Source organism: Ligilactobacillus animalis KCTC 3501 = DSM 20602 (assembly GCF_001434535.1).
GTDB classification, from domain to species: Bacteria; Bacillota; Bacilli; order Lactobacillales; family Lactobacillaceae; genus Ligilactobacillus; species Ligilactobacillus animalis.
Genome location: NZ_AYYW01000028.1, coordinates 1 through 11,483, shown reverse-complemented (window position 1 = coordinate 11,483; position 11,483 = coordinate 1). Strand labels below are relative to the sequence as shown.

Here is an 11,483-nt window from a genome sequence, read left to right as displayed (position 1 = left end):
GGCAAAGTATTTTTGTCCATATCCCAAGCACCGTATTCTTTTTCACCCGTGGCCAAATTTGTCTTCACTTCGCGTTTGAACGTCACCTGTTGCGTCACTTTTTTGAACGTACCATCTGGGAAGTGCAATTGGATCGTGCGTACTACCGTTTTTTGTTCGATACTTGTAGCAACTTTGGCTGTATAGTACATGTTCACTTCAAGGTCTTCAGTTGTAGCTGAAACTGCTGTCCGTGGAACATAGCGATTACTTGGTGAGTCATAATTTTCAAACTCAGGTCCTCTGTAGTCATCAAGCATCTTGGAAGGTTCATCCCATTCACCATAAGTGATCTCACCAGTCGCTAAGTTTTTAATATTTGTTCGCTTGAAAGTTACACTTTGCACATGTTGATCGACTTTTTGACCGTCTTTATAGATATTGATCACACGTTTAACAACTTTTTCTTCGGTCAAATTCTCACGTTTAGCTGTATAATCGATCCGCGCTGTCTCATTAGCTGTATCTGGCGTAACTGTTTTGTTATTGACTTTGATCGTGTCTGTCTCATAATTATCATAGACTGGTGCATCAAAGGCGCTCCAAAGGCCTTCAGCTTGATTCCAAGCTCCATACGTAACTTCACCAGTTGCCAAGTTAGTCGTCTTTGTTCGCTTAAATTCTACTTTTTGGGTAAAGACATCGACCTTGACCCCTTCATGATAGATCTCGATCAAACGTTCCACTGTTTTAAATTCATCTTCAACTTTTTGAGCAGATGTATAGTTAATGTCGACTACGCTGTCAGGACTCTCAGGATCAACAGTCAATGCTTCTACCCTATCTTGGCTTGCAGTATAATTTTCCAATTGTTCGATATCTACTGCTGCAAAAGTATGCTCGGCTTGATTCCAAGTACCAGTTTGAACGATCTGTCCTGTCTGTTTATCAACGATGTTCGTTCGGGTAAAGGTGAACTCTTGTGGGATCTCCTTGAAAACGACCCCATCTTTAGCTAAACGGATCACACGTTTAACAGTCTTTTGTTCCGTTTGTTCTTCAGTCGTTGCTGTATAGTTGACATTAATTACTTGATCAGCCGAATCTCCAGTTACTGTAGTATTTTCGATCTTAGTTTGATCAGCCGTATAACCTGCGATCTCTGGTACATCCACCGCATCGAAATAATTCTCGATACGATGTGTTGTCGTATCACGCCACTGTGTACTTGCGATCAATTCATTCGTTCCAAGATTCCAAATGTTATAGCGATAAAAGTCTGCACTTTGAGTAATGGAATCGATCAGCTTTCCATCTTGAAAGAAATTGATCGTTCGCTTAACATTCTTGCATTCACGGATCTTGTGTTCATTTATGCTCTTATCTTCAGTTGGTTCAACATTTTCTACATTAGCTTCCGTCGTATTGTTGAGCTCGTCGGCTGAAATACTACCTGCCCCTAAAAAGCTAAGCCCCAACAAGATCGAAGCTACACCAATATTTAACTTACGCAGACCATAACGCGCTTGTTTGTTTGCCTGCTTTTCAACCATTAATTTCGTGTTCTTTCTTGATAACAAAGCTACTCCTCCTAATTTCTAACGTTTCTTCTTAATTAACCTTATATTTTTTAGGTAAATAATTATCCGTAAATTAAAATATCACATTAGAAAACCAACGAGAAATAGCTTACATATCAATAAAAACAAAATTTAAGTACATTTAACATCATTTAATATATTTAAACTTCTCTGAATAAATTACTAATGAAAATGATAATCAATTATTAATTTTACATTAGTGTCGATAACGACATATAATATAAATGTCGTTATCGACACTAATTGGAGGGGACAAAATGACACAACACAATGATTTAACACGTAAATTTAAAACTTTGGATGATTTTCTAGGTACACATTTCATCTATACTTACGATAATGGTTGGGAATACGAATGGTATGCTAAAAACGATCACACTGTTGATTATCGGATCCATGGTGGCATGGTCGCTGGACGTTGGGTCAAAGATCAACCAGCACATATCAACATGTTGACTGAAGGGATCTACAAAGTTGCTTGGACTGAACCGACTGGCACTGATGTTGCACTTGATTTTGTTCCAAATGAACTTAAATTAAATGGGACTATTTTCTTCCCTAATTGGGTCGAAGAACACCCTGAGATCACGGTTTGTTTCCAAAATGAACACATTGACCTGATGGAAGAGGCACGTGAAAAGTACGCTACTTATCCTAAATTGGTCGTACCTGAATTTGCCACGATCACTTACATGGCCAAAGCTGGTCAAGACAACGATGAAGTCATCGCTAAAGTTCCCTACGCTGGCATGACTGACGACATTCGTGAGGGTAAATTTTACGACGAAAACTATCTCCAACTTTAAAATAACCTATCCATAGTGGTAAAATTAAATGATCATGGATAGAAATGAGCTGGTACTATGCCACAAAAACGGATCTTACCTTATATCATCTTGGGGTTGCTCCAAGAACGACCACTGACTGGTAAAGAGATCACGGCACAATTCCAAAACGAGATCGGAGAATTTTGGAAAGCCTCTCACAGTCAGATCTATCCCGAGTTGATGCGCATGCAACACGACAATTGGCTTAAAATCACCGAAAATGATTCTGACGGGCGCAAAAAGCACTATCAGATCACAGTTACTGGCGAGCAGGTCCTGAGCAATTGGATCAAGGAACCCGTGACCGAACTTCCTTTAAATCGCGATCTCTTTTCACTTAAACTCTTTTTTGTGACCAAAAGTGATTCTAAAGTTATAGAGAAATTATTTAACGACCAGATAGCCCTGATCAGTGCTCAATTAGAACATCTCAAGACACGCAAAAAGTTGTTATTTGCGGACAAAGCCCCAATCGAACAACATTTTGGCCACTATCTAATCTTAAATCGCGCGATTGCCCGCCAAGAAGGCCAATTGAACTGGCTGAAGGAAACTTTAGCTCAACTTAGTTAGATAGAATTTTTCCACATGTGGATAACACAAAAACACGACCGAATTCTTAAATTTTGGTCGTGTTTTTGTATCTAAATTTATCATTGCTATAGTGCTACAAATCCCGCTATAAAGCCAAAGATTTTTCAACGATCTCACCGGAGTTAGCTGTGTTTCTCAAATATGTTGCTACTAATATTCCAACTAGCGTATTTACTCAAAAAATCGCCGATGATATCGTTATCCTAAAAAATAGCGCTCTAAAGGGAGGAAAGTACATGTTTTATGAGATCGAATTCAATGCCAAACTTGCTGAAGCTGCCAAAAAAGCTCGCGCCAAAGGAATCGCAGAAGGACGGACTGAGGGGCGCGCTGAAGGCTACACAAAAGAAGAGACCCTTACAGCAGTTACGCATTTGACCTCTTCCACTGTGGAGGAAGCTGAAGCTCTCTATGATAAGTTATTTGCAAAATAAACTTCTACAGCAAGTCTGAGCTATACAAATGCTTCTGACAATACCATAATAAGAGGGACCACCACGATGCACATCATGATGGCCCTCTTATTATTTATTTGTGGTATGGGCTACCATTATTGATCATAAACCCACGGTAGATCTGTTCGGTCAAGACCAAGCGCATCAACTGATGGGGTAAAGTGAAACGTCCAAACGAGATCTTAGTTTGAGCCCGCTTTAAAACAGCTGGACTTAGGCCAAGTGAGCCTCCGATCACAAAGGTCACATCACTATGCCCATAAGTTCCGAGCTTTTCTATTTCAGCCGCAAATTCCTCGGATGTTCGTTCTTTACCTTCGATCGCTAATGCATAAACATACTCTTTATCCTTAATTTTATGCAAAATACGTTCGCCTTCTTTTTGTTTCACCGCTTCCATTTCTGCTGGGCTTAACTTTTCAGGCGCTTTTTCATCGGGAACTTCGATAATTTCAAATTTACAAAACTTACTTAAGCGTTTAGAATACTCAGCAATACCTTGTTTTAAGTATTTTTCTTTGAGTTTTCCCACACAAATGACCTTAATATTCACGAAAATAATTCCTTTCTCATATACTTATCCACAAAGTTATCCACATATCCACAGAGTTAACCACAAGATATTGGGGAGCACTTTTGTTCTGTCCCAATATTTATGGGGACAACCTTACTAAATATCTTCTTGTATTATTATACACAATATCCAAAAAGGACGGTACTAAGTTTTCACTTAGTGGCCGTCCTCATAATTAACATTTTAATTTAACTTTATTCGTTGGAGTTCGATGATGTCGTCGTATTGGAATCATCTGCTTCCAATGTCAATTTTACATTAGCAGTTTGTTGCTTACCTTCATGATAATAACCGATCTCAACGGTGTCACCGATCTTATGTTCATATAATGCTTGACGCAAGGTCGCTAAGTCAGTAACTTTCTTACCACCGATCGAGGTGATCACATCATATTTAGCAATACCACTATCCTTCAATGGTGAACTAGAATCTACCTTCATAACGACTACACCGCTAGTAACATCTGCCGGTAACTTGAGCGTATCTGTTCGAGCACTTTGGGAGATATAGTCCAGATCAACTAGCGAGATCCCTAATGCTGGACGCTTAACTTTCCCATTTTCAACTAATTGATTGATGATCGAAACCACTTCATTACTTGGGATCGCAAAGCCCATCCCTTCAACTGAAGTCGATTCACTTGAACCAGTACTTGAAAGTTTCATCGAGTTGATCCCGATAACTTGACCTTGTAAGTTGACTAAAGCTCCACCAGAGTTACCTGGGTTGATAGCCGCATCAGTTTGGATAACAGTTGCCTGACCGGTGGTGATGCCACTGCTGTTAGTTACGTTGATCGTCCGACTCTTAGCCGAAATGATACCTTGAGTCAAAGAGGTGGCATATTCTGAGCCAAGAGGTGAACCGATCGCCAACGCTGTTTCACCAACTTTGATATTATCCGAGTTGCCAAAACTTGCAACTTGTTTGACATCTTTAGCGTTGATCTTGAGCACAGCTAAATCTGTCACCGAGTCATGTCCCACTACTGTAGCTGATAATTTCTTGCCACTATTCAACAAGACTTCGACTTTGTTAGCTCCGGAGATCACATGGTTATTTGTGACGATATAAGCGGTATTACCGCTCTTTTTATAAATGACACCTGAGCCTTCGCTAGTGGAGGTTTGACTGGTCGAGTTACCCGAATTTTTCCCAAAGAGATCTTCTAAAGATGAACTGGATTGTTGTTCTGAATAGGCTTCGACCGAAACGACTGCATCTTTGACTGTATCAAAAGCTTTAGTCGTTTGCGTGCTGACGTTGACCTTAACATTGCTGGTCGCGGTCGTTCCTTGGGAATTACTTGCCAGTTGTGTACTGTTATTTTGATACAAAGTATAGCCACCAACAGCTACACCACCACCAAGTACACCAGCACACAAACCGATCAAAAATACTTTACCTAGCCCTTGTTGCTTTGAGCCTGGCTGTTTTGTCGGCCCATTATTTGAGCCAACTTCATTAAACTCACCATCAAATTGTTCATTCTTGCTCATACAAAAAGTCACCTCTTAATAATTAAGTATCTATGTTATCTATAATAAGCCTTTTGCAACAAAAATGCTTACAATAATGTAAAAATTAATTTTATCCTAAAAAATATAGGTTTATCTTAAAGAACTGCCAACTCGGTCGCTTGCGCTGGATCAGTATCTAATAAGAGAAAATCTTGACCGACGCCAAAGTCTTTCGCCTGCATTTGGCGTTGAACTGTCAAATGTGCTAATTCTTTGACATTATTTTCTTGACTCAAATGTCCAAGATAGATCCGCTTGGTCCGCGCACCTAAAACGCTCGTCAAGGCATTGGCGCCGTCTTCATTGGATAAATGCCCTTGATCGCTCAAGATCCGTTGCTTTAGCGACCATGGATAGATCCCAGCGCGTAACATTTCGGTATCGTGGTTGCATTCAAACAAATACCCATCTGCATTTTCCACGATCCCTTTGATTCGATCCGAGACATAGCCCGTATCTGTTACAATGGCAAATGATTTACCTGCATAATGCACCTCATAAAATTGGGGATCAGTCGCATCATGCGAAACACCAAAACTTTGAACATCTAGATCACCAAAAGTTTGGACTGTCTCACGTTCAAAGATATGCTTTTGCTCCGTCTTGACTTGCCCGATCTTGGGTGCCATTTGCTCCCAAGTCTTTTCATTGGCATAGACATCTAAGCCATAGCGGCGGGCTAAGACACCGACACCCTTGATATGATCACTATGTTCATGAGTTACTAAGAGTTTATCCACATCTTTTAATGTCCGCCCGATCGAATTCATCAGTCCTTCGATTTTTTTACCCGAAAGTCCAGCATCGATCAATAATTTTTGCTTAGGAGTCTCGATATAGGTCGCATTACCCGTACTTCCACTGGCAAGCACACTAACTTTCAACCCAACTTCTTCACTCATTGTCAAGCTACCCTTTCTCGTTTATTTAACACTGATCGCCTCATCCATCACACTACCCGTAAAGGCATTGATCCGCTGATACTGGATGTTACCTGTATTACTGTTTTTGATACAGAAATTCCAAGTTGGAATATATACGATGCTGTTATTCACCGATAATAACCGTGTATACCCTAAATGACACCACAAAACTTGTGTATTAGCGGGCAACTTGTTGTATTGATACAACCAGATCAACGCCCGTTCTTGGCTGATCGTTTCCCGCTTTTCCCGCAAGATCTGAACATCATTCATATAGCCTTGCGTATAGCCTGTTACATAGCCATTTTTTACCTCAAAGCGGATCTGACCATCATTCGAGTACACTGGGCCCCCATAGATCATCTGCGTGTAAACGACCACGGATTTAGTTGAGAGATCCTTATTGTAAGTATACTCCTTACCAAAAAGAACGATACTATTATCTTTTAAAAATTCATCTATTGTTGCTTGCGGTTTGTCTGGATCGACTAGTTTTAAACCATCCGTAAAGTTGACCGTTAATTTATGGTTGGCATATTCCCAACTATAATGCAACTGGTCTGCTTTTTCCCGCAAAATATTTGAATTTGCACTGGAAACATAATAACCAGCTTGAGGTTTATCCGATAGCTGCCCGTAAGAGATCTGATCATTTTTGATACTCTTTAATATAGAGCCCGAAGTACTAGTCGTAGAAAACGAACTCGTTCGTTGATCGATCGTATCATTTTGTGTCACATAAACACTCAACAAGAAGATATCTAAGGCGATAAAGGCAATGACAAAGATCCATTCGATACGCTTAAAATTCATTGTCGTTATCCCCCCATTTCTTCCCTGAGATCAGATCTTGATAATTGATCCAAACATTATTGTATTTAACAAAATATGTCGGTGTCAGATCAATGACCAGTGAAGCGGTACTATTTTGCGAGACCGTATACCCGATCTGAATATCACTAATCTTATCCAAATTGACATCAGCATTTTGTAACTCAGGCAAGATCTCATTTGTCTGCTTGAGTGTCACAGCTTTACCCGCTGCTGGCACTGGAACTTGTAGACTACATTGCGAAAAGACCAGTTTCTTGCTGCGAACGTGGTTTTTGATCTGATAAGTCCCAAAATCGCGCGCCGAGATCACAGGAAAACCATCGATGTAACTGCGATAGATGACATTTTTTTCCTGCATATCGTACTCAGAATACTTAACATCGGCTAAACTGACGCCTAATTGCTCGAGATCAGTAAAATCATTCGTTAAATGATCATCTAAAGTCCAATTTTGGCGTCCCGTCTCATCAGTCAGATAATCCGTATAGGTTATCAAGCCAGTTTTATCGCGGATGCTCAATTTTTGACCCGAATCGTCGGAATAGACCGTTACGCCATCTTGTTCACGGGTCGTCAACGATGAAGTACTGCTCTTTTCAGCCCCTAACAAGCGGGTAACGTACATTCCCACATTTTCTTTATTGTATAAATAACTATAACGCGGAACTGTGATCTGATCTTCATAATACTGGATCAAACGACCGTTTTGGTATTCATAGCTAAGTTTATAGCGCTTGAGCCCCTTAGTCTTATGAACGTTATTGAGCTTAGTTTTATCATATTTAGTCAACTTGGCCTTATATACTTTGAGGCCTGCATCTTCTAAAAAATAGACCTTCGAACCATCATAACTGATCACGATCCGATCAAAACTGTAATTTTCACTCTTGGCTGGTTGTTCAGCAAGATATTGCTTCAAGACCCCAAAGGAGAGCTCGGAACCATAATTTAACTGGTAAGAATTAGGCGTCCGCATCAGTTTTAGATATTCATTTTTGCTGACGGTCTCTGGTTCTTCGATCTCAGTAAATTTACTTTTCTCTAAAGAGTTCATCATCAGTTCGACCACATCGATCCGGTTGCTCAAAAGCCGGCTCGGATGCTTTTTATCCATCACCGTGATCGAGACTGGGCGATAAACATCAGTTAATTTCTTCTTATCTGTTGTATTAGCGTCATCATTGATAACTTTGGTCTTATCTGAAGCTGCCATCCCAGCTAAATGCTGAAAATACACCGGTGTTACCCATATCAAAGCTATAAAAACAACACTAAATAACACCGCAAGGATCAAAATGGTATGCAAAAACCACCCATTTAAGCGTTTATTCTTCATCCCATAGATCTCCTTCCTCGTATTCTTCATATGGTAGTGAGATATAGAAGGTCGAACCCTTCCCTTCTGTACTGTCGACCCAGATCCGGCCATGATGCAACTCGATCACTTCTTTAGAGATCGCTAGTCCAAGACCAGTCCCACCTTGCGCCCGTGAACGTGCCTTATCAACACGATAGAAACGCTCAAAGATATGCGCTAGTTCTTTTTTGGGCATCCCGAGACCTTGATCAGAGATACTCATGATGACATGATTATGCGTCTCTAACAGACGACAAGTGATCACACCGCCATCGGGTGAATACTTGATCGCATTATTCATGATATTATCTACCACTTGGATGATCTTGTCGGTATCGACTTCGACCCAAAGTGTCTTATCGGTAAAATCGCGTTTGATCGTATAATTTTTTGTCACTTCGCGGGTATCATTGTTGTCCTTTTCAAGCATCATATCAAAACGATTCAAGATATAGTTGAACAATTCGTTTAAGTTGACTAACTCCAAGTCTAACTCGACTTTTCCAAGATCCATTCGCGATAAACTCAAAAGGTCATTGATCATCCGGATCATCCGGTCGGTCTCTTCTTGTGTGACCTTTAAAAAGGCTGGGGCGATCTCAGGGTCTTGCCAAGCACCTTCATTCAACGCTTCAATGTAACTGCGCATACTCGTCAATGGTGTCCGCAATTCGTGCGAAACGTTGGAAACAAATTGGCGCCGCTCGCGATCGATCCGTTGCTGTTCGGTGATATCATGCAAGACACATACGATCCCGATGATAAAACCTGAACGTCGTTGGATCAACGAAAAATTGGCATTTAAGATCTGATCGCGATTGGTGTCTAATTCATCCAAAATGATCTCATTTTGATTTTCCAAAAGTTCGCGGATCGTATATTTATCCCGGATATTCAAAATATCTAGGATCGACTTATTTCTGACCTCATCGGGTTCGACTTCTAAAGCTTCACACGCCATGTCGTTGATGATCGTGATCTTGCCCCCACGGTCAGTAGCGATCACCCCATCTGACATGTGCGATAAGATAAGATCCAAACGCCGCCGCTCTGATTCGGTCACTTCTTGAGCTTCTTCGACCCGTGCCGATAAATTATTAACGGCCTGGGCTAATTGTCCCAATTCATCACGGCCATAGACTTGGACTTGACCGGAATAATCTCCACGAGCGATCCGTGCAGTTTGCTTTTTCATTTCATCGATCGGACGAGTGATCGCACTTGAAACAAGGATCGCAAGGGCTAACCCGATCCCCGTAGCGATCAATGCTGCGGTCGCAAAGATCACGATGACGTCATTGACCGAATCGTAAACACTTTCCAAATTAGCGCGGACATAGACTGCACCGACGACTGTATTGTTGTTGCCTGAAGTGTTGAACAACGGGGTGATCGCGATGTAGTAGCGCCGGTTATCCCGTTCATTGTACATCGTCTGCGAGAAATTACGTCCACTGTACAAAACTTGTTTAATGCTACTATTCGTTGCTTTTTGCCCGATCATCGAGCGATTATTCACATTATTTTCGCCCCGGATCACACCTTTAGCATCTACGACTTGAATATCTGAAATATTATTATTATTGATATCATCTAAGATATTTTTGATCCGCTCATTTGCTTCACTCGTATCGGCTTCATTCAATTGCGTGACTAGCAAATTATTGACATAAGCTGGCATTTCCACACTTTGCTTAAATTGTTTTAAATTCTCACTTTTTAAGCGTTGCACAAACACCGCACCAACGATCTGAAAGGCTAAAAACAACAGTAAAGCAAAAACCAGTGCGATCTTAAAATGGATCGACTGGAAAAAATGCAATTTCTTATTCATTTTACTCGGCCTCTGGATTACGTAAATAATAGCCGACCCCACGGCGTGTTACCAACCAGACTGGGCGACTAGGGTTATCTTCGATCTTTTCGCGCAAACGGCGGACCGTTACGTCAACTGTCCGAACATCCCCAAAGTAATCATAACCCCAGACTGTCTGCAACAAGTGTTCTCGAGTCATGACTTGCCCAATGTGTTTGGCTAAATAGTAAAGCAATTCAAATTCACGGTGGGTCAATTCGATATTTTCATCATTTTTAGAGACCACATATGCTTCCGGGTGGATCGTTAAGTTTCCAATCACAATGTCACTATTTTTTTCTTTTTCTTCACTTTGAGCACTGGCTACTACGGTTGCTTGGCGCCGTAAATTAGCCTTGACCCGGGCGATCAATTCACGGTTAGAAAATGGTTTGGTCACATAGTCATCAGCACCCATTTCTAAGCCTAAGACCTTATCTAATTCAGTATCTTTAGCCGTCACCATAATGATAGGCATTTCATATTTTTTCCGGACTTCCCGTGCTACTTCGAGTCCATCGACTTTAGGTAACATCAGATCCAAAATGATCAGATCAGGCAAGACCTCTTCGACCTTATCTAAAGCTTCTTGACCATCTTCGGCAGTGTATACATCGTAACCTTCTTTGGTCAGATTGAACTTAATGATATCTAAGATCGGTTTCTCATCATCTACAACTAAAATCTTTTTCATAAGTTTAAATTCCTCTTTATATAAATTACATACATATCACTGTGGGCACTACTGCCCCTTGGATGTAGTTCAATAGATCATACCACCCCTATTGTACTACAAACTCAGCTTCGGTTACAGAAACTCAGTAGCATGGCCCTGACCGTTTCGTTCAAAATACACAAAAAAAACAGCAACTACAGAGCAAGATCTGCAATTGCTGTTAGTAAATCTCTGATGGGTGGTCAGGGGATCGAACCCTGGACCCACGGATTAAGAGTCCGTTGCTCT

11 protein-coding genes are annotated in these 11,483 nt (G+C 40.9%); 3 read left to right on the top strand and 8 right to left on the bottom strand.

Annotated features, from left to right (window positions below; all coding sequences use genetic code 11):
* Positions 1-1,559, bottom strand: a 1,559-nt coding sequence (locus FC30_RS05155) for a mucin-binding protein (protein ID WP_156400132.1), incomplete at its 3' end; no start/stop codon positions are given.
* Positions 1,560-1,837: 278 nt separating this feature from the next.
* Here FC30_RS05155 and FC30_RS05150 point away from each other — a divergent pair.
* From FC30_RS05150 to FC30_RS05140, 3 genes are all read left to right on the top strand, one after another.
* Positions 1,838-2,386: a phenolic acid decarboxylase gene (locus FC30_RS05150; protein ID WP_010690167.1), complete on the top strand. Its 549-nt coding sequence runs from the start codon at positions 1,838-1,840 to the stop codon at positions 2,384-2,386.
* Between the two features lie 57 nt (positions 2,387-2,443).
* Positions 2,444-2,980 (top strand): PadR family transcriptional regulator, encoded by a 537-nt coding sequence (locus FC30_RS05145; protein ID WP_010690165.1) that lies wholly within the window; start codon positions 2,444-2,446, stop codon positions 2,978-2,980.
* A gap of 257 nt (positions 2,981-3,237) precedes the next feature.
* Positions 3,238-3,435, top strand: coding sequence for a hypothetical protein (locus FC30_RS05140; protein WP_010690160.1), 198 nt, complete (start codon positions 3,238-3,240; stop codon positions 3,433-3,435).
* 94 nt (positions 3,436-3,529) lie between these two features.
* On the opposite strand, the gene rlmH is transcribed toward FC30_RS05140, so the two are convergent.
* The 7 genes from rlmH to yycF form a co-directional block, all read right to left on the bottom strand.
* The gene (gene rlmH, locus FC30_RS05135) at positions 3,530-4,009 is read right to left on the bottom strand and encodes a 23S rRNA (pseudouridine(1915)-N(3))-methyltransferase RlmH (protein ID WP_010690158.1); all 480 of its coding nucleotides are present in this window, start codon (positions 4,007-4,009) and stop codon (positions 3,530-3,532) included.
* Positions 4,010-4,224: 215 nt separating this feature from the next.
* Positions 4,225-5,529: a S1C family serine protease gene (locus FC30_RS05130; protein WP_010690157.1), complete on the bottom strand. Its 1,305-nt coding sequence runs from the start codon at positions 5,527-5,529 to the stop codon at positions 4,225-4,227.
* Positions 5,530-5,645: 116 nt separating this feature from the next.
* Positions 5,646-6,452 carry an MBL fold metallo-hydrolase gene (locus tag FC30_RS05125; RefSeq protein WP_010690155.1) on the bottom strand — a complete coding sequence of 269 codons (807 nt, stop codon included), beginning with the start codon at positions 6,450-6,452 and terminating at the stop codon, positions 5,646-5,648.
* Positions 6,453-6,473: 21 nt separating this feature from the next.
* The gene (locus tag FC30_RS05120) at positions 6,474-7,286 is read right to left on the bottom strand and encodes a two-component system regulatory protein YycI (protein WP_010690154.1); all 813 of its coding nucleotides are present in this window, start codon (positions 7,284-7,286) and stop codon (positions 6,474-6,476) included.
* On the bottom strand, positions 7,276-8,643 hold the full coding sequence (locus tag FC30_RS05115) for a YycH family regulatory protein (protein WP_010690153.1): 1,368 nt from the start codon (positions 8,641-8,643) through the stop codon (positions 7,276-7,278). Before FC30_RS05115 ends, FC30_RS05120 begins: the two co-directional genes overlap by 11 nt.
* Positions 8,633-10,498: a cell wall metabolism sensor histidine kinase WalK gene (gene walK / locus FC30_RS05110; RefSeq protein WP_010690152.1), complete on the bottom strand. Its 1,866-nt coding sequence runs from the start codon at positions 10,496-10,498 to the stop codon at positions 8,633-8,635. The genes FC30_RS05115 and walK overlap by 11 nt, the downstream gene beginning before the upstream one ends.
* 1 nt (position 10,499) lies before the next feature.
* On the bottom strand, positions 10,500-11,213 hold the full coding sequence (gene yycF / locus FC30_RS05105) for a response regulator YycF (RefSeq protein WP_056938488.1): 714 nt from the start codon (positions 11,211-11,213) through the stop codon (positions 10,500-10,502).
* Positions 11,214-11,483: the final 270 nt, after the last annotated feature.

Excerpts from the sequence above, each read along its gene's own strand:
- FC30_RS05150 (WP_010690167.1), top strand. The coding sequence starts at position 1,838 with ATGACACAACACAATGATTTAACACGTAAATTTAAAACTTTGGATGAT.
- yycF (WP_056938488.1), bottom strand. The coding sequence starts at position 11,213 with ATGAAAAAGATTTTAGTTGTAGATGATGAGAAACCGATCTTAGATATC.
- FC30_RS05130 (WP_010690157.1), bottom strand. The coding sequence starts at position 5,529 with ATGAGCAAGAATGAACAATTTGATGGTGAGTTTAATGAAGTTGGCTCA.
- FC30_RS05145 (WP_010690165.1), top strand. The coding sequence starts at position 2,444 with ATGCCACAAAAACGGATCTTACCTTATATCATCTTGGGGTTGCTCCAA.
- FC30_RS05140 (WP_010690160.1), top strand. The coding sequence starts at position 3,238 with ATGTTTTATGAGATCGAATTCAATGCCAAACTTGCTGAAGCTGCCAAA.
- walK (WP_010690152.1), bottom strand. The coding sequence starts at position 10,498 with ATGAATAAGAAATTGCATTTTTTCCAGTCGATCCATTTTAAGATCGCA.
- FC30_RS05120 (WP_010690154.1), bottom strand. The coding sequence starts at position 7,286 with ATGAATTTTAAGCGTATCGAATGGATCTTTGTCATTGCCTTTATCGCC.
- FC30_RS05115 (WP_010690153.1), bottom strand. The coding sequence starts at position 8,643 with ATGAAGAATAAACGCTTAAATGGGTGGTTTTTGCATACCATTTTGATC.
- FC30_RS05125 (WP_010690155.1), bottom strand. The coding sequence starts at position 6,452 with ATGAGTGAAGAAGTTGGGTTGAAAGTTAGTGTGCTTGCCAGTGGAAGT.